The following is a 23657-nucleotide window of genomic DNA, read 5'->3' on the forward strand; positions in this document are numbered from 1 at the left end:
CTCAGCGACTTCCTCCCGCCGCCCGACGAGGCGGCACAGTCAAAGTGAACGGTTCCAGCCCAACGGCTTCCGCCGGGGCACCGCCCGCCGTCAGCCGCTGGGCGCGCTGTACGTCCCGCTCGGTCGGCACCGGTAGCGTCGCGCACACCGCCGCGACGGCCGGGGCGTAGGCCGAGCCCCGCGCCGTCAGCGCATCGAGCAACACCCGCATGGGCACCTGATGGGCGGCCAGCAGCCGCCGTCCCGCATCCGGGTCCACGGTGGCGGCGAACTCCAGCACCACCGGAAGGTGGTCGGGCGCTTCGTCTTTCGGGGCCGGGACACCGGCATCGTGATATGCCGCGACGAAAGCATGCATGTGGCTGCCCCGATTGCGCGTGTCACCGGCGGTCCAGTAGGTCAGGTACATGGTGGTCCGCTTGTGCAGATCGAAGGTTTCGACGTAGTCGTAGGCGGCCTGCGCCGGGTCCGCATGGCGCAGCGCCGCCACGGATTCGGCGAGCAGCGCCGCGGCCTGACCGGTGATACCGGCCCGCAGCCGATCCACCGTGTCCAGGCGCTGCGCCCACTGCTGGTCCGGGTAGGTCAGCAGCAGGGACGCCGACTGCCACACCAACCGGTCGGCCAGAGTTCGGTCTCGAGCCCGCAATTTCATTGCGGCTGCCCGTCCCGCCCATTCGGGAACATGCCCGACGGCACCCCGCGTCCGTCCCAGTTCAGCAGGTTGACCCGCGAGGGCCGCCGCTCGTTGGCTGCCATGTGTTCACTGGTCTGCCGGTGTTGCAGCGCATGGAAGGTCTCGACCGCCACCGGCACCGGCATGCCGCTGGTCTCGCCGAACGGGCCGGACTCGTACATCCCGGGGCCACCGTCGAACGACAACGAGCACCCGGGTTCCTCGACCCCGGGCAACTCGGCGCTGTAGGCCGTCGGAATCACGTACCGCTCATCGTATTTCGCGATCGCGAGCAGCCGGTACATGTTGTACATCTCTTCTTCGGTCATCCCGACGGACTGCGGGATGTGCGGCTGCGTCTCGCGGCCCAGATTGATGTCACGCATGTACGACCGCATGGCCGCCAACCGTTTGAGGACGCCGTCGACCACCTCGACGTCGCCCGCGGTGAACAGCCCGGCCAGATACTCCATGGGGATCCGCAGCGCGTCGATGGCCCCGAACAGGTTGCCGACGTCCTCACCGTCATGGCCGTCCCGGCTGACGGCATCGACCACCGGTGACAGCGGCGGGATGTACCAGACCATCGGCACCGTGCGGAACTCCGGATGCAGCGGCAGCGCGACCTGATACGTCTGGATCAACGCGTAGATCGGCGACCGCTGGGCGGCCTCGATCCATTCGTCGGAGATGCCCGAGGCCCGGGCACCGGCGATCACCGCCGGATCGTGCGGGTCCAGCAGGATGTCGCGCTGCGCGGGGTACAGGTCCTTGTCGTCCTCGACCGAGGCGGCGGCGAGCACCCGGTCCATGTCGTACAGCACCAGGCCGAGGTAGCGCAGCCGGCCGACGCAGGTCTCCGAACACACCGTCGGCAGCCCCACCTCGAGGCGCGGATAGCACAAGGTGCACTTCTCGGCTTTGCCGGTCTTGTGGTTGAAATACACCTTCTTGTAAGGACATCCGGACACGCACATCCGCCAGCCGCGGCACCGGTCCTGGTCCACCAGCACGATGCCGTCCTCGGCGCGCTTGTACATGGCACCCGACGGGCACGACGCCACACACGCCGGGTTCAGGCAGTGCTCACAGATCCGGGGCAGGTAGAACATGAACGTCTGCTCGAGTTCGAGCTTGACCTGTTCGGAGACCTTCTGCAGCACCGGATCACCCGGCACGATCTCGGTCGACCCGCCCAGGTTGTCGTCCCAGTTCGCCGACCACGACACCTTCATCGGCTTGCCACTGATCAGGCTGCGCGGCGGGGCGACGGGCATCTGCTCCCCCAACGGCGCCGATGTCAGGTTCTCGTAGTCGTAGGTCCACGGTTCGTAGTAGTCGTCGATCGCCGGCAGTTTGGGATTGGCGAAAATCCGGGCGAGCTTGGCGAACCGGCCACCGTCGCGTAACCGCAGTCGCCCCTTCTTGTCCCGTACCCAGCCGCCGCGCCACTTCTCCTGATCCTGATACGTCCGCGGATACCCTTGCCCGGGACGGGTTTCCACATTGTTGAACCAGACGTACTCGGTGCCGGGCCGGTTGGTCCAGGCCTGCTTGCACGTGACCGAACACGTGTGGCAGCCGATGCATTTGTCCAGATTCATCACCATCGCCATCTGGGCCATGACTTTCACTGGTACGTCACCTCCTGGCTGCGGCGGCGCACCACCGTGACCTCGTCACGCTGATTTCCGGTGGGACCGAGATAGTTGAATGCGTAGGTGTTCTGCGCGTAACCGCCCGCGAGGTGGGTGGGCTTGATGTGCAGTCGGGTCAGCGAGTTGTGAATGCCGCCGCGCTTTCCGGTGGTCTCGGTGAGTGGCACGTCGATGGTGCGTTCCTGGGCGTGGTAGACGTACACCAGCCCCTCGGGCATCCGGTGCGAGACGATGGCCCGGCACACGACGACGCCGTTGCGGTTCACCGCCTCGACCCAATCATTGTCCTGCACTTGAATTTTCGCGGCGTCCTGTGGACTCATCCACATGGTCGGACCGCCGCGCGACAGCGACAGCATGAACAGGTTGTCCTGGTACTCCGAGTGGATCGACCATTTGGAGTGCGGCGTCACGTACCGGACCGTCAGCCCGACACCGTCCGTCGACCCCAGCGCGGGTTCACCGAACAGCCGCGCCATGTCCAGCGGCGGCCGGTAGGTCGGAAGCTGCTCGCCGAGCTCCTCCAGCCAGTCGTGGTCCAGGTAGAAATGCATGCGCCCGGTGAGGGTGTGGAACGGCTTGAGCTGTTCGATGTTCACGGTGAACGGCGCGTAGCGGCGGCCACCGGTCTCGCTGCCGGACCACTCCGGGCTGGTGATCACCGGGACCGGACGGGCCTGCGCATCGGCATAGGTGACGCGCTTCTCTTCACTGCCCTCGGCCAGATGCACCAGCGGTTGCCCGGTACGCCGTTCCAGTGCCTTGAAGCCCTCGACCGCCAGCCGCCCGTTGGTCGTGCCCGAGAGCGCCAGGATGACGTCGGCCATACGCTCGGCCGTCGTGATCGCCGGACGGCCTTGGCCCGCACCGGAATCCATCACCCCGAACTTAGCGGCCAACTCGGCCACCTCGTGGTCGGGGATGGTGGTGACGCCCTTGGTCGTCAGGCCCAGGGTGTCCACCAGCGGGCCGAGCGTCGACCACTTCTCGGCGACCGCACCGTAGTCCCGCTCGACCACGACCAACGGCGCCATCGTCTTGCCGGGTACCGGAACCTCGCCGGTCTCCCGCCAATCCTTCTGCACCCCACCGGGATACGCCATGGCTCCCGGGGTGTCGTGCTGAAACGCACCCATCACCACATCGGTGCGGGTCCCCAGATGCGTGCGCGCCAAGGCGCTGAAGGTCCGGGCGATCGCCCCGAACGCCTCATAGTCCGACCGGGTTTCCCACGGTGGGTCGATGGCCGGGGTGAACGCGTGCACGAACGGGTGCATGTCGGTGCTGGACAGATCGGCCTTCTCGTACCAGGTCGCCGCGGGCAGCACCACGTCGGAGAGCATGGTCGTCGAGGTCATCCGGAAATCGATCGACATCAGCAGATCGAGCTTGCCCTCCGGGATGTCATCGGGCCACGCAATGTCCCTGGGCCGCACCGCTTCCGGTGTCGGCCGTGCCTGCAGGTTCGAATCGGTGCCCAGCAGGTGCTTCAGGAAGTATTCGTTGCCCTTGCTCGACGAGCCCAGCAGATTGGCCCGCCACACGCTGAGCACCCGCGGCCAGTTCTTCGGATTGTCCGGATCGGTGATCGCCAACTTCAGTTCGCCGGTCGCCAATTGCCCGGCCACGTAGCCGGGGATGTCCGCCCCGGCCGCCTTGGCCTCGTCGGCGAGGTCCAGGCTCGACCGATCGAACTGTGGGTAGAACGGATTCCAGCCCATGGCCGTCGACGACGCCAGCACATCCATGGTGTGCTTGCCGCTGAACAGGTTCCGACCCACCGGGCTGGACAGCGCGTCGGCACGGTAGCCGTCGTAGCGCCACTGGTCAGCGTGCACGTACCAGTACGACGTCCCCGGCATCTGCCGCGGCGGGCGGGACCAGTCCAGCGCATTGGCCATGTGGGCCCACCCGGTCACGGGCCGGCATTTCTCCTGGCCCACGTAGTGCGCCCAGCCGCCGCCGTTGCGGCCCATCGAACCGGTGAGCAGCAGCAGCGACAGCACGGCACGGTAGGTCGCGTCGGCGTGGAACCACTGGCAGATGCCGGCGCCCATGATGATCATCGACCGTCCGCCGGATTCCTCGGCGTTACGGGCGAACTCCCGGGCCACCCGGATCGCCTGCGCCGCAGGCACTCCCGTGATCGATTCCTGCCATGCCGGGGTGCACGGCCGGGTGGCGTCGTCGTAGCCGGCGGGCCAGTCGCCCGGCAGGCCGGGGCGCGCCACCCCGTACTGGGCCAGCATCAGGTCGAAGACCGTGCACACCAGGTGTTCGCCCACCCGGCGCACCGGCACCCCGCGGCGCAGCGTCTCGCCGTGCCCGTCGAGGGTGTCGAATCGGGGCAGGGTCACCTCGGCGGTCTCCCCCGCTTCGTCGGCCACCGTCAGCGCCGGCACCAGCCCCTCCAGGTCCAGGTTCCATTTGCCGACGCCGTCGTCGCCGTACCGGAAACCCAACGAGCCCTGCGGAATCGCGACACTGTTGCTGGCGCCGTCGAGCAGTGCCGGCTTGAACTGAGCGTTCTCCACGTCGTAGCCGAGGTCGGCCGCGGTCAGGTTCTTGCCCGGCACCAGGTGCCCGTCGCGCTCTTCGAGCCTGACCAGGAACGGCAGGTCGGTGAACTGGCGGACGTAGTCCACGAAGAACGGAACCCGGTTCTGGACAAAGCATTCCGACAAGATGACGTGGCCCATCGCCATCGCCAGCGCACCATCGGTGCCGGCCGCGCACGGCATCCACTCGTCGGCGAACTTGGTGTTGTCGGCGTAGTCCGGGCTGACCGTCACCACCTTGGTGCCCCGGTACCGCACCTCGGCCATCCAGTGCGCATCAGGGGTACGGGTCACCGGTACGTTGGAGCCCCACAACATCAAATACGCAGCGTCCCACCAGTCCCCGGACTCCGGCACGTCGGTCTGGTCGCCGAATACCTGCGGCGACGCCACCGGCAGGTCGGCGTACCAGTCGTAGAACGACGTCATCGCGCCACCGAGCAGTTGGATGAAGCGCGAACCGGCGGCGAACGACACCATCGACATCGCCGGGATCGGTGAGAAGCCGGCAACGCGGTCCGGCCCGTATTCCTTGATGGTGTGCACGTGCGCCGCGGCGATCATCTCCGTCGCCTCCGCCCAACTGACGCGAACCAGACCGCCTTTGCCACGCGCCTGCTGGTAACGCCGGCGGCGGACCGGGTCAGCCTGAATATCGGCCCAGGCCAACACCGGATCACCCAGGCGCGCCTTGGCCTCCCGATACATGTCGACCAGCAGGCCGCGGGCGTACGGGTAGCGCACCCTGGTGGGTGAATAGGTGTACCAGGAGAACGCCGCGCCGCGCGGGCAGCCCCGTGGCTCGTACTCCGGACGGTCCGGCCCCACCGACGGATAGTCGGTCTCCTGCGTCTCCCAGGTGATGATGCCGTCCTTGACGTACACCTTCCACGAGCACGACCCGGTGCAGTTGACGCCGTGGGTGGAACGCACCACCTTGTCGTGGCTCCACCGGTCGCGATAGAACACGTCGCCCTCGCGACCGCCCTGCCGAGTGACACTGCGCAGATCTTCGGAAACCGCGCCGCCCGGGAAGAACCGGGCGCTCTCGATCAGCAATTCCTCGATCCGGCCCCCGCTACGCGCTTCGGACTTGCCCACCTACCCAGACAAGCACGACTTTTCTGCGTGGGTGTGAATTTGATGGAAATGCCCGCCGAGGGGCCCGATAACCCGAAAAGTAGTAGACCGCAGCAAGTTCCGGCTATTTCGCCGTTCGTCCCCGCAACCCGGCGGCCAGCAGATGCCAGACCATCGCCAGGAATGTCGCAGTCCAGGCACCCAGAGCAATCCAGCCCTCGGCGTCACCGAACACGACGAGCGCGGGCACATCGTCGGCCAGGCCGAGGAAATGCCCGGCCACGCCGTACATGCCCAACGGGAACACCATGCTCCACAAGGCAGTGACGTAGTTCAACGGCACCCGCTGGATCACGTGCCGCCAGAAACCGGCGGCGATCAACGCCGGGATCAGCCATGTCCCGAAGCCGAAGAACAACACCGCCACCCCGGCGATCAGCTCACGCGTCGCCGCGATCAGTGGGGTGTCGACCATCTGCACCATCCGGGCACCGGCCAACACGGTGATTGCTGTGGCACCCATGGCAATCCAATATGGCGGCGTGAGTTCCTGCGCGCTGACGGGGTACAACAGCATTCGCACGGCGACCAGGATGGCCGCGGCCGCATACAGAAAGCCGCCGACCGACCAACACACCACCGCTAACAGCGCCAGCTCCCGGTGCCAGGAACCGAGCACCGGTTGCAGCGCGGCCGCCAGCACCGCAACCGACTGACTGGCAACCACCGCCAGGAACCACGTCCCGTTCACCCGCGACAACGTCGGCCCCTCCGGATGACCGAGCACGGCGGTCCACGGAATCAGGTATCCCAGGACCAGCCAGGACACAAACCCGACGCCCAACAGCCAGACCGCCGGCCCGACATGTCCGTCGGCCAGCAACCGGGTACCGAGCACGTTGGTGCCCGCGACAAAGGTGAATGTCGTGAAGCTACGCTGCGGATCGGCCAGATCGGCCCGAAAATCGCGCCCGAACAACATGATTCGCGCGAGATTGCCGGCCACCAGTACGACGTAGGCGATCCCCGCGATCCACAGCAGCAGCGCCGAGATGAACTCGAGACGGTGCGCGTGCATCGCGGTCGAGACGATGCCCGTCGCCATCACGACGGCGAAGTAACCAGGTTCGAGCGTGCGCAGCGCCTCGCGAAGCCCCCCGGCCCGCGCCTCAGTAGTCATGCCGTGATTCTCGCGATTTGTGCACGATTTCCCGCGCTGAACGCGGATTTTCGTGCACAAATCGCGAAGAACGTCAGCCCAGGACGTCGGCGATCGGGACGGCGTTGGCGATCTTGGCCCGGTTCTTCATTACCTTGCCCGGCATGCCGCCACCGACGACGCCGCTCACCAGGCCGTCGCGCTCGTAGAACGCCAGGAACTTGCGGCCGTCGTCTTCGATGATGTGCACGGTGTCGCCGGCCTTGGGCTCACCCAGGCACTGGATCTTGACGTCGTACTGGTCGCTCCAGAAGTAGGGCACGACCACGGCGGCGGTGGCATCCTGGCCCAGCATCGCCGGCACGATGACCCGCGCCTGCTCGGCCACATTGCTCCAATGTTCCACCCGCACTTGATGTCCCGCCACGTCACGCCACGAGGCGACGTCACCGATCGCCCACACGTTCGGCGCGCTGGTACGGCCGGCGGCGTCGCACACGACGCCGTTGTCGACGGCGATACCGCTGCCGTCGAGCCAGTCGGTCGACGGGCGCGAACCGATACCGACGACGACGACGTCGGCGTCCAGCCCGGAGCCGTCGGCCAGTTGCACCTTCTCGACGTGGCCGGTGCCGGTCACGCCGGTGACGCCGACGCCGCAGCGCACGTCGACGCCCTCGGCGCGGTGCAGCCGGGCGACCAACTCGCCGATCTCGGTACCGAGCACCGATGCCAGCGGCGTGGGCTGCGGCTCGACGATCGTCACCTCGACACCCATCTTGCGCAGGCTGGCGGCCACCTCGCAGCCGATGAACCCGGCGCCGATCACCACGGCGCGATTGGCCGACCCGGCGTGCGCACGCAGCGCCAGCGACTCGTCGTAGGTGCGCAGCACCCGGATGCCCTCGAGGTCCGGCAGCGACGGGATGGTGCGCGGCACCAGGCCCGTGGCGATGACCAGTTCCTCGTACGCGACGACCTCACCGTTCGCCAACGTCACCGTCTGCGCCTCGGTGTCCAACTTGACCGCGCCCGAACCCAGCAGCAGCGTGATGTTGTTCTCGGCGTAGAACTCGGCGGGCTTGAGCGTCGTGTCGTCGACCTCGGCGCGCAGCACGTCCTTGGACAGTGGCGGCCGGTCGTACGGCAGATGGACCTCGTCGCTGATCAGCGTGATCGGCCCGGCGTACTCCGCTTTACGCAGCTGCTCAGCGGTACGTGCAGCGGCCAGACCGCCACCGACAATGACGATGCCTCCGTTTGTAGTCACGTCGGCTTTCTTACACGATGCGACCCGCGCAAGATAGGCCACCCTGTGCTTGCCTGCTCAGCACGCCCGGCAGGGGATCAGGGCTGGCGCCAGCCGCCGACCCTGCGCTCGACGATGTTCGACAGCACCACGATGCTCTCGCTGCGTTCGATGGCCGCGCTGCCACGGATGCGCTCCAGCACCGCCTCCAGATGTCGCATGTCCCGGGTCATCAGATGCAGGATCGCGTCGGACGTCCCCGTCACCGTGGCAGCCGAGACCACCTCGGGGATACCTTCCCACGCCTCGCGCAGCTGCGCCGGCGTGATGGTGCCGTGGCAGTACACCTGAACGTATGCCTCTGTGCCCCAACCGATCACGTTCCGGTCGACGACGGTGGTGAAACCGCGGATGACGCCCGTGGCGAGAAGCCGGTCGACCCGCCGCTTGACCGCCGGCGCCGACAGGCCGACCCGCTCACCGATCTCGGCGAACGTGGCGCGCGCGTTGTCCGCCAATTCGGCGAGGATGCGCTCGTCGGTCTCGTCGACGCTTTCCACCGGCCGCACACCTCCCTCACGCAATAGATTGTCGAATCGCGAGTCATCAAACAATAGATCTGTTACATATGCGCAACAAGCATCGATTGCTTGCACGCAAGAGTGCTCCTACCATCGAATTATGACGATTACTGATGTCGTCAAGATGGCGACACCGAATCCAGGTTGGCGACCAGACCGGGTGGCCCGCCCCCGGCACTATGTGATGACCCGGCCGACGCATTTCGCCGTCGAGTATGCGATCAACCCGTGGATGGACACCTCGACCCGCGTGGACACGGCGCTGGCGGTGCGGCAGTGGGAGCAGCTGGTCCGCACGTACCGGAGCCTCGGGCACACCGTCGAACTGGTCGACCCGATTCCCGGACTCCCCGACATGGTGTACGCCGCCAACGGCGGGCTGGTGCTCGACGACGGATTCGAGAAGGTGGCCATCATCGCCCGGTTCACCTACCCGCAGCGCACCGGAGAATCGGTGGCCTACGCCGGCTGGATGATGGACCACGGCTACTGCCCGCTGTACACCGAGCACACCAACGAGGGCCAGGGCGACCTGCTGATCATCGGATCAAAGATCCTGGCCGGCTATGGATTCCGCACCGACCGCCAGTCGCACGACGAGGTCGCCAAGCTGTCCGGGTTGCCGTTGGTGAGTCTGCAGCTGGTCAATCCCCGCTTCTACCACCTCGACACCGCACTGGCCGTCCTCGACGACGAGACCATCGCGTTCTATCCCCCGGCCTTCGGCGCCACGTCGGTGGCGTTGCTGCGCAAGATGTTTCCGGGTGCCATCGAGGTTTCCGACGCCGACGCCCACGTGCTCGGCCTGAACGCGGTGTCCGACGGACTGAACGTCGTACATCCGGCCGCGGCCACCGGCTTCGCCGCGCAACTCGCCGCCGCCGGTTTCCGGCCCGTCGGTGTCGACCTGTCCGAGTTGCTCAAGGGCGGCGGGTCGGTGAAGTGCTGCACCCTGGAGGTGCACTCGACGTCATGCTGAAAGCCGTTGCGGGAACACCGCAGAGCACGGCTCAGCTGATCGCCCTCGACGACCGCTACGCCGCGCACAACTACGCCCCGCTACCGGTCGTCGCGGCATCCGCCGACGGTGTGTGGATCACCGATCCGGAGGGGCGCAGCTACCTGGACTGTCTGGCCGCGTATTCGGCGGTCAACTTCGGCCACCGCAACCCGGAAATCCTGGCGACCGCGCACGCCCAACTGGACGCCGTGACGCTGGTCAGTCGCGCCTTCCACTCCGACCGCCTGGGCCCGTTCTGCGCCGCGCTCGCGCAGTTGTGCGGCAAGGATCTGGTGCTGCCCATGAACAGCGGCGCCGAGGCCGTCGAGAGTGCGATCAAGGTCGCGCGCAAATGGGGCCGGGACGTCAAAGGAGTGACGGCGCCCAACATCATCGTGGCGCAGGGCAACTTCCACGGCCGCACCACGACGATCATCAGCTTCTCCGACGACGAGACGGCCCGGCAGGGTTTCGGCCCGTACACGCCGGGCTTCCGGTCGGTGCCGTTCGGGGACGCCGACGCGCTCGCCGCCGCCGTCGACGACGACACCGTCGCGGTGCTGATCGAGCCGATCCAGGGCGAGGCCGGCATCATCGTGCCGCCCGACGACTATCTGTCACGGGTGCGCGCGCTGTGCACCGACCGCCGCGTGCTGATGATCGCCGACGAAATCCAGTCCGGCCTGGCCCGTACCGGGCGCACGTTCGCCTGCGACCACTGGGGCGTGGTGCCGGACATCTACGTACTGGGCAAGGCACTGGGTGGCGGCGTGGTGCCGCTGTCCGCGGTGGTGGCCGACGCCGATGCGCTCGGCGTGCTGCACCCCGGCGAGCACGGATCGACGTTCGGCGGCAATCCACTGGCCGCGGCCATCGGCACCACGGTGGTCGGCATGCTGCAGCGTGGTGAATTCCAGTCCAGGTCAACCGAACTCGGCCGGCATCTGCATGCCCGTCTGACCGCGATGATCGGACACGGCGTGACGGCCGTGCGTGGGCTGGGCCTGTGGGCGGGCGTCGACCTCGATCCGGCCGTCGGCACCGGCCGCGAGGCGAGCCTGCGACTGGCCGAACGCGGTGTGCTGACCAAGGACACCCACGGGCCGACGCTGCGGTTCGCCCCGCCGCTGGTGATCACCCCGGCCGAAATCGACTGGGCGATGGACCGATTCGCCGAGGTGCTGGCCGAACCCCCGGGCGCGCGGTGGTAGACCCATAGGATGCGCTTCAATCCGCCACCCAACTGGCCGCCGTTTCCGCCCGGCTGGCGGCCCGGGCCCGACTGGCAGCCGGATCCGTCGTGGCCGCCGCCACCACCGGGATGGGCGTTGTGGGTGGACGACCAATACGGTTACGCGCCAACAGATCCGGGGCCACTGCGCCGGTCCGGCGCCCGGAAATGGTGGATCATCGGCGGTGCGGTGCTCGCCGTGCTTGCCCTGGTGGCAGGCGGCACGGTGGTCGCCATAAAGTCCCTACACGAGACCGCGACGCCGTCGACCGCGACGCCGACGCCGTTCAACGGCCTGACCATCGTGCCCACTCATCCACCGGAGCCGACGGACTTCAACACCTGGAACCCCGTCGGAGGCATCGACGCCACGTACACCAACAACGGCCGAACGGTACGCCTCGACCCGCACGGCACCCCGCCCGCTGCATGGACAGGACTGATCCAGCCCGGTGATCCGGCGTGCTCGCTGCGGTTCACCGGACGGGTCCGCGGCACGACGGGCGGCTACGCCATCGGGCTCACCACGATCAACAGCCCAGCCGACGCGGATGCGGTCGCGATCCCGGCACCGGCCGACAACGACTGGCACGCAATCGATGTGACGATCACCAAGGCCGGCGACGTCGACGTCGACCTCGACGGCAAATCCACGCTGCGACGCACGACGACGCCCGGCTGCGGCCGTCCCGCGATCAGAATCTCGGCGGGCGCAACAGAATTCGCCGACGTGCTGGTCGGTCAGGTGTCCGCGTAGGTCAGTACTTCATGACGCCGCGGTCGACGGCGATCTGGGAACCGGAGATGGTCCCCGACCCCGGGCCGGCCAACCACGTCACCACATCGGTGACCTCTTCGGGCGTCATGAATTCCTGCAGACCGGCCTTGCCGTCGTGCGCGACGGGCTTGTACGGCATCGGCGCGAAGCTGTGCAGGTAGGTCGGGTACTTGGAGAAGATCGCGCCCATGGCCTCGGGCTCGATCATGGGCGTCATGATCGAGTAGGGGTGAATCGAGTTGACGCGGATGCCGAACTCGCCCACCTCGAGTGCCAGGGCATTGGTCAGACCGACGAGGCCGAACTTGGAAGCCGCGTAGTGGCCGTTGCCCGGCGTCGCCTTCAGACCGGCCGACGAGCTGACGATGATGATCGAGCCACCATTGCCGGCCTCGATCATGGCGGGCACCACCGCCCGGATGGTGCGCCAGGTGCCGGACAGGTTGACGTTGACGACGCTGTCCCACTGGTCTTCGTCGATCTCGAACAGCCGTCCCCAGCTCAGCACGCCCGCGTTGGCCACCAGGATGTCCAGCCTGCCGAACTGCTCGACAGCGTCGGCGACGACCTGCTTCTGGGCGGCGAGATCGCGGATGTCGACCTCGCGGGCGAGCACCTTGCGGCCCTCGGCCTCGACCAGACGCGCGGTCTCGGCGAGATCCTCCGACGTCGGCATGGGGTAGGTGATGGTGTCCGAGACAGGACCACAGATGTCGATGGCGACGACGTCGGCGCCTTCGCGCGCGAACCGGATCGCATGCGCGCGACCCTGGCCCCGGGCGGCCCCGGTAACAAACGCCACTTTGCCTTCGAGTGCTCCGCCTGCCGCCATTGCCAGTCCTTCCATCACAGTTCGCGCGAGTTCTTAGCCAGGCTAGCAGCAAAACTGAAACGTGTTCTAACAATGTCCGGAGACCGGGATGGCTACAGCTCGGCGATGATCTGAGCGCGCTTGGCGGTGTACTCGGCCTCGCTGATGGTGCCCATGGCGCGCAGCGTCTCGATCTCCTGCAGCCGCTGTGCGGTCGACGGCGCCGGTGCCGGCGGCACGACAGGTGCCGCCGCCGCGGGCGCTGCGGCCGGCTCCCGCTCGGCGGCCGTCGCCCGCCGGACCACGTCCATGACCTGTTGCCGCACGGCCGGATTCGACCGCAGGTCCGCCATGCCCTCGAGCGCCACCCCGTTGGCCTTGAGAATCTGCAGGATCGCCATGATCGGACCCGACTGTCCCGTCAGGTCATACGTCCGGCCGTCCTGCTCCGACGTCAGCCGGACCGGCATCATGCCCGACACCAAAGCGCTTCGCTGCCAGTCGATGTGGAACTTGTTGGTCGCCGGATCGACCAGTACGACGAGCTTGCGGGCCGTGATCATCGGCAGCCGGCTCACCGAGGCCAGCACCTTGTCCTGCGCTTGGAAGGGCGCCAGGCCCGGCCCCGAGATCTGCAGATTCAGTTTCACCAGTGGCTGGTCGTTCACCCGGGTACCGGTCTCACCGATCCCGGTCACCTCCGCCAGCCCCAGTACCCCGCCGGCCTCGAGTTGCTCGAGCTCCGCCGACCGCATCTGACCGAAGCCCGCCAGCCCCAAGGCGACCAGCACATCGATGGCCGTCACCAGCAGACCCGCCCAGAACATCCACTTCAGCAACTCGTCCTGGCCGGAGAAGAAGTACACCGCCAGGAAGATCGGGCCCACCAACCCGCCGCACAGCAGCACCATGGCCTGAGCCTTGAGATAACGCACCAACATGTCAGCCACGCTCCTTGATCAGCTGAACCGCTGCGAGAGACTCTAGTGCGGCTCAGTCGCCGAGGACGTCCAACAGGACGAACGAGAAATTGTCGGCGGCGCCGTTGGCCCGGGCGGTCCCGATGATGATGGCCGAACCGTCGCCACGGTCGTTGCACGCGGTGGCCGCCTGCAGATCGTGGTGCTCCATCTGGCCGTGCACACCGTCCGAGCACATCAGGTAGCTGCCCGGCTGCAACGGTGTCGCGGTCAGGTGCGGCACGATGGGCACACCCTGTCCCAGCGACTGCGTGATGATGTTGGTGGGCCGGCCCGCGGCGTCGAGGACGGCGTCGTCGACCGACACCTGGGTCAGCGTCTCCCCCGCGACCGAGTACACCCGGCTGTCCCCGACGTTGAAGACGATCACCTCGTCGGCCGTCAGGCAGACCCCGGCGATGGTCGTACCCATCCCGGCCAGTTCGGTGTCGCGGCCCATGTCGCACAGCCAGTCGCTGACGTACGACAGCGACGACGTGATGTCGTCGCCACCGGTCCAGCCCGGCGACATCGTCGCAATCATGCTCAGCGCCGTCCGGCTCGCGACGTCGCCGCCGACGTGGCCGCCCATGCCGTCGCACACCGCGCAGACGAACGGGGAGCCCGGCTGCATCCGCATCTCCACCAGGACACCGTTGTGCGTCTGACTGACCCAGCCGCCGACCATCACGGCATCTTCGTTGCGCTTGCGCCGTAATCCGGTGTCGGTGAATGCCCGCACGTTCACCCGCACGACAGGCCACCCCTCATCGCGTTCCCCTCCATCGCGAACGATCCTGCCATCTTGCCTGCAAGTACCACGCGTCGACACCTCTTTCTCATCGCAAAACAAAGCGCCGCCCACCCGAAGGTGAGCGGCGCTCCGCTTGGTGAAGCTAGATCACTTGATGATCTTGGTAACGCGACCCGCGCCGACGGTACGACCGCCCTCACGGATGGCGAAACGCAGACCCTCGTCCATGGCGACCGGCTGGATCAGCACGACGGAGATGTCGGTGTTGTCACCGGGCATGACCATCTCGGTGCCCTCGGGCAGGGTAACCACGCCGGTCACGTCCGTGGTACGGAAGTAGAACTGCGGACGGTAGTTGTTGAAGAACGGCGTGTGGCGGCCGCCCTCGTCCTTGGACAGGATGTAGACGCTGCCCTCGAACTCGGTGTGCGGGGTGGTGGTGCCGGGCTTCACGACGACCTGGCCACGCTCGACCTCTTCGCGCTTGATACCACGAACCAGCAGACCGACGTTGTCGCCGGCCTGGCCCTGGTCGAGCAGCTTGCGGAACATCTCGACACCGGTGACGGTGGTCTTGGTCGTGGTCGGGCGGATGCCGACGATCTCGACCTCTTCGTTGACGTTGATCACGCCACGCTCGACACGGCCGGTCACCACGGTGCCACGACCGGTGATGGTGAAGACGTCCTCAACGGGCATCAGGAACGGCTTGTCGGTCTCGCGAACCGGGTCCGGGATGGACTCGTCGACGGCCTCCATGAGCTCCTCGACGGACTTGACCCAGGTCGGGTCGCCCTCGAGCGCCTTCAGCGCCGAGACGCGGACCACGGGGGCCTCCTCGTCGAAGTCCTGAGCCGACAGCAGCTCCCGGACCTCCATCTCGACGAGCTCCAGCAGCTCCTCGTCCTCAACCATGTCGGACTTGTTCAGCGCGACGAGGATGTAGGGCACGCCGACCTGGCGGGCGAGCAGCACGTGCTCACGGGTCTGCGGCATCGGGCCGTCGGTGGCGGCGACCACGAGGATTGCGCCGTCCATCTGGGCGGCACCGGTGATCATGTTCTTGATGTAGTCAGCGTGACCGGGGGCGTCCACGTGGGCGTAGTGGCGCTTGTCGGTCTGGTACTCAACATGCGAGATGTTGATGGTGATACCGCGCTGACGCTCCTCGGGCGCGTTGTCGATCTGGTCGAATGCGCGCGATTCGTTCAAATCGGGGTACTTGTCGTGCAGAACCTTGGTGATTGCTGCAGTCAGCGTGGTCTTGCCGTGGTCAACGTGACCGATGGTCCCGATGTTGACGTGCGGCTTCGTCCGCTCGAACTTCGCCTTCGCCACTTCTGTGTCCTCCTGGACTTGTTGGTGCTTTGGTTAAGCAGTTTTGATGTGTTCAGTTATGTGGTCTGCCGCAGCAGAACGGGACAGAGACTACTGGCCCGTCGCCTTGGCGATGATCTCCTTCGACACGTTCGCCGGAACTTCGGCGTACGAGTCGAACACCATGGAGTAGTTCGCCCGGCCCTGGGTCTTCGACCGGAGGTCGCCGACGTAGCCGAACATTTCGGACAGCGGAACCTGTGCCTTGACGACACGAGCACCACTGCGCTCCTCCATGGCCTGGATCTGGCCACGGCGGGAGTTCAGGTCGCCGATCACGTCGCCCATGTAATCCTCGGGCGTGGTGACCTCGACGGCCATGATCGGTTCCAGGATGACCGGCTGCGCCGCAGACGCAGCCTTCTTCAGTGCCTGCGAACCGGCGACCTTGAAGGCCATTTCCGACGAGTCGACGTCGTGGTAGGCGCCGTCGAGCAGCGTCACCTTCAGGTTGACCAGCGGGTAGCCGGCCAGGATGCCGTACTGCATCGCGTCCTGCGCACCGGCATCCACCGACGGGATGTACTCACGCGGGATACGGCCACCGGTGACCTTGTTCTCGAATTCGTAGGTCGCACCGTCTTCGCCGATGAAGGGCTCGACGTTGATGATGACCTTCGCGAACTGGCCCGAACCACCGGTCTGCTTCTTGTGGGTGTACTCCACGTTCTGCACGGCCTTGCGGATGGTCTCGCGGTACGCGACCTGCGGCTTACCGACGTTGGCCTCGACCTTGAACTCGCGACGCATGCGGTCGACCAGGATGTCCAGGTGGAGCTCGCCCATACCGCCGATGACGGTCTGGCCGGTCTCCTGGTCCAGGTGCACCTTGAAGGTCGGGTCCTCTTCGGCCAGCTTCTGGATCGCGGTGCCCAGCTTCTCCTGGTCGCTCTTGGTCTTCGGCTCGATGGCCACCTCGATAACCGGGTCCGGGAAGGTCATGGACTCCAGGACGATCTGGTTGCTCGGGTCGCACAGGGTGTCACCGGTGGTGGTGTCCTTGAGGCCGATGACCGCGTAGATGTGACCGGCGGCAGCCGACTCGACCGGGTTCTCCTTGTTGGAGTGCATCTGGAACAGCTTGCCCAGACGCTCCTTCTTGCCCTTGGTCGAGTTGATGACCTGGGCACCGGAGTCGACCTTGCCCGAGTAGACGCGGACGTAGGTCAGCTTGCCGAAGAACGGGTGCGTGGCGACCTTGAACGCCAGGCCCGAGAACGGCTCGTCGGCCGACGGCTTGCGCGAGATGATCTCGTCTTCCTTGCCCGGGACGTGGCCTTCGGCGGCCGGCACGTCCAGCGGGGTCGGGAGGTAGTCGATGACCGCGTCGAGCATGGGCTGCACACCCTTGTTCTTGAACGCGGAACCACACAGCACCGGGTAGGCGGCGCTGGTGACGGTCAGCTTGCGCAGACCGCCCTTGATCTCATCGATGGTCAGCTCTTCGCCGCCCAGGTACTTCTCCAGCAGCGCCTCGTCGGTCTCGGCGACCGCCTCGATCATCGCGGTGCGGTACTCCTCGGCCTTCTCCTGCAGGTCGGCCGGGATGTCGATGGTCTCGTACTTCTCACCGAGCTTGGTCTCGCCGCGCCAGACCTTGGCCTTCATCTCGACCAGGTCGACGATGCCCTCGAAGTCACCCTCGGAGCCGATGGGCAGCTGAATCGGGATGACGTTCGCGCCCAGGCGGTCCTTCATGGTCTGGACCGAGAAGTAGAAGTCGGCGCCCAGCTTGTCCATCTTGTTGACGAAGCAGATACGCGGCACGTCGTACTTGTCGGCCTGGCGCCACACCTGCTCGGACTGCGGCTCCACGCCTTCCTTGCCGTCGAAGACGGCAACGGCACCGTCGAGCACGCGCAGCGAACGCTCCACCTCGACGGTGAAGTCGACGTGGCCCGGGGTGTCGATGATGTTGATCTGGTTGTCGTTCCAGAAACAGGTGGTGGCAGCGGAGGTGATGGTGATACCACGCTCCTGCTCCTGCTCCATCCAGTCCATGGTGGCCGCGCCGTCATGGACCTCACCGATCTTGTACGAGATACCGGTGTAGAAGAGGATGCGCTCGGTCGTCGTCGTCTTGCCGGCGTCGATGTGCGCCATGATGCCGATGTTGCGGACCTTGTTCAGGTCGGTCAGCACGTCCTGTGCCACGGCTAGATTCCCACTCTTTCAGTTGCTTTAAGTAAATCCGCGTCGCCCGGGAGGGCGGTCAGTTGTGAATCAGATGCGCCGGCCGCCGACATTGGCGGCCGGCGATTGAGTCACCAGCGGTAGTGCGCGAAGGCCCGGTTCGCCTCGGCCATCTTGTGGGTGTCCTCGCGTCGCTTGACGGCGGCACCCAGGCCATTGCTGGCGTCCAGGATTTCGTTGGCCAGGCGCTCGACCATGGTCTTCTCGCGGCGAGCCTTCGAGAAGCTGACCAGCCAGCGCAGCGCCAGGGTGGTCGACCGGTCCGGACGAACCTCGACCGGCACCTGGTAGGTCGCGCCACCGACGCGGCGGCTGCGGACCTCGAGGGACGGCTTGACGTTGTCCATGGCACGCTTCAGCGTCACGACGGGGTCGGTGCCGGTCTTCTCACGAGCCTGCTCAAGGGCGCCGTAGACGATGCGCTCGGCCAGCGACTTCTTGCCGTCCAGCAGCACCTTGTTGACGAGCTGGGTGACCAGCTGCGAACCGTAGACCGGGTCGTTGACCAGCGGCCGCTTCGGCGCGGGGCCCTTGCGTGGCATTAGCTCTTCTCCTTCTTGGCGCCGTAACGGCTGCGTGCCTGCTTGCGGTTCTTGACACCCTGGGTGTCCAGCGAGCCGCGGATGATCTTGTAACGCACACCGGGGAGGTCCTTCACACGACCGCCGCGCACGAGCACCATCGAGTGCTCCTGCAGGTTGTGGCCTTCACCCGGGATGTAGGCCGTGACCTCAACCTGGCTCGTCAGCTTCACACGGGCGACCTTGCGCAGCGCCGAGTTCGGCTTCTTGGGGGTGGTGGTGTACACGCGGGTGCACACACCACGACGCTGCGGGCTGCCCTTGAGCGCCGCGGTCTTGACCTTGGCGGTCTTGTCGTGGCGACCCTTGCGGACCAGCTGGTTGATGGTTGGCATCTATCGGCTTTCTGTGTTGCGTTCGTACTGCGGTTTTAAGTCTCTGTACTGCGGTTTTCGTCCGATCGCATACCCCGCGTCCGGGCGTGTCGCACGAGGCTGGGCACAGAACCTTTCAGTGCACCACGGACATGCGAATTGGCCCGGCGTGCAGGCATGCCTACAAACACAATGAATGCAAGCGCCCAGTCGGCCAGGCACGAACCACCACGATACCAGTACGGACCGCCACGATCCAAACCCGCACAGAGGACTCAAACCGCAGGTCAGAGCGGTGCGGCCAGGAGCGTGATCAACACCTTATCGGTGGCGCGGTCCCCATCGGGTCATCAGAACCACTCCGAGGATGACCGCGAAGATCACCACCACCCCGCCGCCGAGAACCGCGATTCGTTGCACCGACCAGAACGACGGCGCGATCCGACCCGTCTGCACCGACTGCACCGATATCGGCAGCTGCAGCGGCCCGCCGGCCACCACGGCGGCGAACGACTTCGCCGAATCGGCGGTGAACTGCCCGTGGATCTGGGTGCGTCCCGTCGTGATGGGTTCCAGCAGCGCCGGCGCACTGACGACCTGGGTGTCGACCGTGAAAGCGGTCCGGGCGCCGGTGTTGGCCGCGGTGAACGTCGACCAGACGTCGGCGGCCTTGTCGTCGAAGGTGACGAAGACGACGAAGTCGCCGCGCTGCCCGCCCTGGCGCGCCGAGGCGTCCTTGATCTGGTCACCGCCGATGATCAACTTGTCCAGCAGATACACCTGCTTGCCGTCGTCGGAGCAGGTGACGAGCGGCAGCTTGGGGTCGTCATGGTCGGCGAGCGCGTCCGGCTGCCCGCAGCGCGTGGCCTGGAACTGCAGCGACAACACCTGAATCTGCGGCTGGGTGCTCTGCCGCAGCGCCTTCTCATCGGCGATGCGCTGGCTGTCGGCCGCCTTCGGGGCCGACGGGGTCTGGGACGCCGGCTCGGCCTGCGCCGGAATCGTGTGGATGACGGGCCGTATATAGAGGCGGCCGACGGCGGTGATGCCGCGCAGCTGCGCCTCGGTGACGTCGGTGGCGCTGACCTTGAGCGTGTTCCCGTCCAGCCCGACGGTCACGTCGTGGCCACCGAGGTGGTTGATCCGGGATTCGACGACCTTGCGGGTCTGCGCGAGGGCATCCGGCGCCGTTCCGGGCGGCGCCTGAATCGCGACCGACGCGTGGACCACCGGACGGGGCGGGCCGGCGCGCCAGATGTCCCGGGTCACGAACACCGTCGCGCCATAACTGAGGATCAGCACTGCCAGCACCAGGGCGACCAGCCAGCGGGGCACGCCGGACGGCGCGGGCACGGGCGGCGGCCACCCGGGCGGCATCGCCGGTGGCATCCCCGGCGGCATGAAGCCCGGCGGTGGTGGCTGGGGCGGGTGCGGCGGCTGCCAGCCGCTGTGGTCGTCAGACATCACGCGCTCCCCTGATCAAGCCGAGTCGCGCTCGTTCATCCCTCGGGCCAGCCGTACCACCATGTCGGTGAACACCGCGTCGGTGTCGACACCGTCCATCACGCCCGTCATCTCCAGCAACACGAAACCGTGCAGGGCCGACCAGAACTCCAGCGCCGCGTAGAAGGCGTTCTCACCGTCGAGTCCGTACGACGCCAGAACCGCGATCACCGGCCCGGCCGCCGCGTGCGTCGCGGCGGTGTACTCGGGGTCGTCGCCACCCAGCGGCATCCGGGTGAAGGCCGAGTACCGACCCGGATGGTGATGGGCGTAGCTGCGGTAGGCACTGGCCATGGCCATCACGGCGTCGTCCCGGCTGCGGCCCTCGCCGACCGTGTTGAGCATGCCGATGATGTCGTCGATGACGCGCATCCGGACGGTGCGGCGCAGGTCATCGAGGCTCTGCACGTGGTTGTACAGCGACGGGCCCTTGGTGCCGAGCTGGTTGGCCAGTGCGTTGATGGTCAGCGCATCCCAGCCCTCGCGGTCGAGGAAGGTCAGTGCCGCGCTGACGATCGAGTCCCGGCTGAGCTTGGTGGCCCGCGCCGCCGCCCGCGGCCGCACCGGCGCAGCCGGTCGGGCATCCCCAACCGCTTGCGACTCTGGCCGAGGTGCCATCTGCCCGATCCTCCGGTGTTCTATCGTGATTCCACGGACCGCGGCGCGGTCGGTTAACTAATGACTCTAACCTCTGGACGCTGCAGATACGTTGCCATTTGGGCGAATCTTGTAACCGCGTCTCATGGCAAGTCCCACAGAACGGACGAACCCACTCCGCAGCACCTGCCTCGCAACGTAGGCTCCCAGATACCGCAACACCGTGCACATCGCCGGACCAGAACGAAGGGAACCATCGTGAGTCGCACAGCATGGGGAACCGCATTGCTTGCCGGACTGCTGACGGTCCCGTTCGCGGTCGGCGCACCCAACGCCGCCGCGGTCAACGATGACACCCACATCGTCGGCACGGGCATCACCCAGACCCTCGACTGCCACAACGGCACCCTGTTCGTCAACGGTAGCGGCAACACCATCACCGCGTTCGGCACCTGCTGGGCCGTCACGGTGCAGGGCTCGTCCAACACCGTCATCGCCGACACGATCGTCAATGACGTCACCGCCTACGGCTTCAATCAGACCGTCATATTCCACAATGGGGATCCGGCACTCATCGACGTCGGTCACCAACTGGGGTTGGGCAACCGGCTGAACAAGATCCCCTGACCGGGTTCCGCACCGGGTGCCGGTAACGCCGACTGGGAGGGACACCGCATGAACCCCAACCGAATCGCGATGGCGGCGGGCATCGTCGCCACCGCAGCCCTGGTGCTGACCGGCTGCGGATCGCAGGACAGCAAATCGGGCGGCAGCAGTTCGAGCGCCGCGGGCACGGCCGGCACCTCGGCCGCGCCGACGACGGCGCAGGTCGAGGTGGGCAACACCATCAACTACAGCGCCGTCGGCACCACCCGGGAAATCGATTGCGGCACCGGCAAATCGCTGACCGTGGGCGGCGCCAACAACACGCTGACCGTCAAGGGCACGTGCGCGAAGGCCAACATCGGCGGCACCGACAACAAGGTGACATTCGACAACGTCGACCAGGAGCTCGACGTCGTCGGCATGCACGCCACCGTCACCTACAAGAACGGGTCGCCGAAGGTCAACAACACCGGGACCGGCAACACCGTCACCAAGGGTTAGCCCTCAGGCCTGCGCGCCGTGCCGGCCCGCTCCCCCGGCGAACCGCTGCGCGCCCGCGAGCGACTCCTCGGCCACCTGCACCAGGCTGGCGAACTCGAATTCCATTGCGGATTCCTCGGATTCGCCCCACTGCCGCAGCGCGGACATGCGGTCGGCGCGCAGACACAACTGCGGCAACGCCGCCAGCTGATGTGCCAGTTCCTCGGCCTTCTCGCGGGCCTGCCCGTGCGGCACGACCCGGTTGGCCAGACCGATCTGCAGCGCTTCGGCGGCATCGACGGCACGGCCGGTCAGGATCAGGTCCATGGCCCGGCTGTGTCCGATCAGCCGCGGCAACCGGACCGTACCGCCGTCGATGAGCGGGACGCCCCAGCGCCGGCAGAACACGCCGAAGGTCGCGTCCTCCTCGACGACGCGCAGGTCGCACCACACGGCAAGCTCCAGGCCACCGGCGACGGCGTAACCGCTGACCGCCGCGATCACCGGCTTGGACAGCATCATCCGGCTCGGGCCCATGGGCCCGGGCCCGGTCCGGTGCGTCCGGTTCGACTCCGTCGTGCCGATCGCCTTGAGATCGGCTCCGGCACAGAAGGTTCCGTGGTCGCCCCACAGCACCGCGACGGCGGCGGAGTCGTCGTGGTCGAAATCCTCGAACGCTTGATAGAGCGCCGCGGCGGTGGCACCGTTGACGGCGTTGCGGGCGCCGGGGCGATCGATGATGACCGTCGTCACCGGCCCGTTCTTCTCGACGCGCACAGGTTCGGTCATGGTGCCTCCATCTCATCGCGCCGGCCGATCAATTCGGCGGCGAAGTCTGCGTAGGCCTGCCGTAGCCGCTCGCCGGGCCAGTCACCCGGGAGCAGTTCGGCAGGGAGTACGGGGTCGGACAACAGGTGCCGGACGATCGCGGCCGCGGCCACGAACCGGCCGGGCACGTCACCGGCCGAGACGATCTCGTCGAGCAGTTGCCGCGCGGTACCACTCCAGGCGGGCAGATCCCACAGCACGGCGGCCAGGCCCGCCGGATCGTCGTCCCGGCTGGTGAGTATCCGGGCGTTCGCCGTGATCTCCTCGGGGAGCTCGCCGGCCAGATTGGCCGGCCGCAGCCACAGGCCCTCGCGGAGCTCACCGAACCTGTTCTGCAGCAGGTCGTTTCGCAGGTCGGCCCGCGTCCGGGCATCAGCGCCGATGGTGGTGATGACGACCGTCGTCCAGTCGCCGTGCCACGGCCGGGTTTTCGGGTCGATGGCGGCGTCCTGCCGCCGTTGCCGCGCCAGCAGTCGGTCGGCGAGCCGGTAGCCGTCGGCCGAGCGCACCAGGTCACCGACGCTGACCATGCGCGTCAACGCCACCCGCAGCGTCTGTTCCTTGATGTCGAAATCCGAAGTGAGCCGGACCAACTCGGCCGCGGACGCCCACGCCGGGTGGGCACCCAGCAACACGCTGAGCACCACCGACCGAGCGGTCATCCGCTTGAGGTCAGCCATGGCC

22 protein-coding genes are annotated in these 23657 nt (G+C 66.9%); 5 read left to right on the forward strand and 17 right to left on the reverse strand.

Going from position 1 to position 23657, the window contains the following annotated elements; translation table 11 throughout:
* Position 1: 1 nt before the first annotated feature.
* The 6 genes from narJ to VXD91_RS30030 all read right to left on the reverse strand — a co-directional run bounded on the left by narJ (position 2) and on the right by VXD91_RS30030 (position 8940).
* Complete coding sequence (narJ, locus tag VXD91_RS30005; protein WP_064857485.1) at positions 2 to 655, reverse strand: nitrate reductase molybdenum cofactor assembly chaperone; 654 nt, start codon at positions 653 to 655, stop codon at positions 2 to 4.
* Positions 652 to 2310: a nitrate reductase subunit beta gene (gene narH / locus VXD91_RS30010; protein ID WP_064857484.1), complete on the reverse strand. Its 1659-nt coding sequence runs from the start codon at positions 2308 to 2310 to the stop codon at positions 652 to 654. The genes narJ and narH overlap by 4 nt, the downstream gene beginning before the upstream one ends.
* Entirely contained in the window at positions 2307 to 5993 is a 3687-nt protein-coding gene (locus VXD91_RS30015; protein ID WP_064857483.1) for a nitrate reductase subunit alpha, read from the reverse strand. Before VXD91_RS30015 ends, narH begins: the two co-directional genes overlap by 4 nt.
* A 103-nt stretch (positions 5994 to 6096) precedes the next feature.
* Positions 6097 to 7152: a tellurite resistance/C4-dicarboxylate transporter family protein gene (locus VXD91_RS30020; protein ID WP_064857482.1), complete on the reverse strand. Its 1056-nt coding sequence runs from the start codon at positions 7150 to 7152 to the stop codon at positions 6097 to 6099.
* Positions 7153 to 7225: 73 nt separating this feature from the next.
* A complete protein-coding gene (locus VXD91_RS30025) occupies positions 7226 to 8401 on the reverse strand; it encodes an FAD-dependent oxidoreductase (RefSeq protein WP_346417095.1) in 1176 nt (391 codons plus the stop codon).
* A 77-nt stretch (positions 8402 to 8478) separates the two neighbouring features.
* Positions 8479 to 8940, reverse strand: coding sequence for an Lrp/AsnC family transcriptional regulator (locus tag VXD91_RS30030; protein WP_061001868.1), 462 nt, complete (start codon positions 8938 to 8940; stop codon positions 8479 to 8481).
* A 121-nt stretch (positions 8941 to 9061) separates the two neighbouring features.
* On the opposite strand from VXD91_RS30030, the gene ddaH reads away from it, so the two are divergent.
* The 3 genes from ddaH to VXD91_RS30045 are packed head-to-tail and all read left to right on the forward strand — an operon-like array spanning position 9062 to position 11949.
* The gene (gene ddaH, locus VXD91_RS30035; RefSeq protein ID WP_204158326.1) at positions 9062 to 9940 is read left to right on the forward strand and encodes a dimethylargininase; all 879 of its coding nucleotides are present in this window, start codon (positions 9062 to 9064) and stop codon (positions 9938 to 9940) included.
* A complete protein-coding gene (gene rocD / locus VXD91_RS30040; protein WP_061001871.1) occupies positions 9934 to 11172 on the forward strand; it encodes an ornithine--oxo-acid transaminase in 1239 nt (412 codons plus the stop codon). The genes ddaH and rocD overlap by 7 nt, the downstream gene beginning before the upstream one ends.
* Before the next feature lie 9 nt (positions 11173 to 11181).
* Positions 11182 to 11949, forward strand: coding sequence for a hypothetical protein (locus VXD91_RS30045; protein WP_346417096.1), 768 nt, complete (start codon positions 11182 to 11184; stop codon positions 11947 to 11949).
* 1 nt (position 11950) lies between these two features.
* Here the strand turns inward: VXD91_RS30045 and VXD91_RS30050 are convergent, their stop codons facing one another.
* From VXD91_RS30050 to VXD91_RS30090, 9 genes are all read right to left on the reverse strand, one after another.
* Positions 11951 to 12802: a mycofactocin-coupled SDR family oxidoreductase gene (locus VXD91_RS30050; protein ID WP_110783770.1), complete on the reverse strand. Its 852-nt coding sequence runs from the start codon at positions 12800 to 12802 to the stop codon at positions 11951 to 11953.
* A 92-nt stretch (positions 12803 to 12894) separates the two neighbouring features.
* Complete coding sequence (locus tag VXD91_RS30055; RefSeq protein WP_061001879.1) at positions 12895 to 13722, reverse strand: SHOCT domain-containing protein; 828 nt, start codon at positions 13720 to 13722, stop codon at positions 12895 to 12897.
* Positions 13723 to 13774: 52 nt separating this feature from the next.
* Positions 13775 to 14494: a protein phosphatase 2C domain-containing protein gene (locus tag VXD91_RS30060; RefSeq protein ID WP_061001881.1), complete on the reverse strand. Its 720-nt coding sequence runs from the start codon at positions 14492 to 14494 to the stop codon at positions 13775 to 13777.
* A gap of 147 nt (positions 14495 to 14641) precedes the next feature.
* On the reverse strand, positions 14642 to 15832 hold the full coding sequence (gene tuf, locus VXD91_RS30065) for an elongation factor Tu (RefSeq protein WP_061001884.1): 1191 nt from the start codon (positions 15830 to 15832) through the stop codon (positions 14642 to 14644).
* Positions 15833 to 15922: 90 nt separating this feature from the next.
* Positions 15923 to 18025: an elongation factor G gene (fusA, locus tag VXD91_RS30070; protein WP_226519511.1), complete on the reverse strand. Its 2103-nt coding sequence runs from the start codon at positions 18023 to 18025 to the stop codon at positions 15923 to 15925.
* A 110-nt stretch (positions 18026 to 18135) separates the two neighbouring features.
* Positions 18136 to 18606, reverse strand: a complete 471-nt coding sequence (gene rpsG, locus VXD91_RS30075) for a 30S ribosomal protein S7 (protein ID WP_020101372.1) — start codon at positions 18604 to 18606, stop codon at positions 18136 to 18138.
* Positions 18606 to 18980 (reverse strand): 30S ribosomal protein S12, encoded by a 375-nt coding sequence (gene rpsL, locus VXD91_RS30080; RefSeq protein ID WP_020101371.1) that lies wholly within the window; start codon positions 18978 to 18980, stop codon positions 18606 to 18608. Before rpsL ends, rpsG begins: the two co-directional genes overlap by 1 nt.
* Before the next feature lie 300 nt (positions 18981 to 19280).
* Positions 19281 to 20423: a hypothetical protein gene (locus VXD91_RS30085; protein WP_346417097.1), complete on the reverse strand. Its 1143-nt coding sequence runs from the start codon at positions 20421 to 20423 to the stop codon at positions 19281 to 19283.
* Between the two features lie 15 nt (positions 20424 to 20438).
* Positions 20439 to 21080 (reverse strand): TetR/AcrR family transcriptional regulator, encoded by a 642-nt coding sequence (locus tag VXD91_RS30090; protein ID WP_244872775.1) that lies wholly within the window; start codon positions 21078 to 21080, stop codon positions 20439 to 20441.
* Between the two features lie 237 nt (positions 21081 to 21317).
* Between VXD91_RS30090 and VXD91_RS30095 the strand changes: the two genes are divergently transcribed.
* Entirely contained in the window at positions 21318 to 21686 is a 369-nt protein-coding gene (locus VXD91_RS30095; RefSeq protein ID WP_244872774.1) for a DUF3060 domain-containing protein, read from the forward strand.
* A 48-nt stretch (positions 21687 to 21734) separates the two neighbouring features.
* Complete coding sequence (locus tag VXD91_RS30100; protein WP_346417098.1) at positions 21735 to 22166, forward strand: DUF3060 domain-containing protein; 432 nt, start codon at positions 21735 to 21737, stop codon at positions 22164 to 22166.
* A 3-nt stretch (positions 22167 to 22169) separates the two neighbouring features.
* Here the strand turns inward: VXD91_RS30100 and VXD91_RS30105 are convergent, their stop codons facing one another.
* A complete protein-coding gene (locus VXD91_RS30105) occupies positions 22170 to 22934 on the reverse strand; it encodes a crotonase/enoyl-CoA hydratase family protein (RefSeq protein ID WP_346417099.1) in 765 nt (254 codons plus the stop codon).
* The gene (locus VXD91_RS30110) at positions 22931 to 23653 is read right to left on the reverse strand and encodes a PaaX family transcriptional regulator C-terminal domain-containing protein (RefSeq protein WP_346417100.1); all 723 of its coding nucleotides are present in this window, start codon (positions 23651 to 23653) and stop codon (positions 22931 to 22933) included. Before VXD91_RS30110 ends, VXD91_RS30105 begins: the two co-directional genes overlap by 4 nt.
* Between the last annotated feature and the right edge of the window lie 4 nt (positions 23654 to 23657).

The organism is Mycobacterium sp. SM3041, from assembly GCF_039668335.1.
GTDB lineage: Bacteria > Actinomycetota > Actinomycetes > Mycobacteriales > Mycobacteriaceae > Mycobacterium.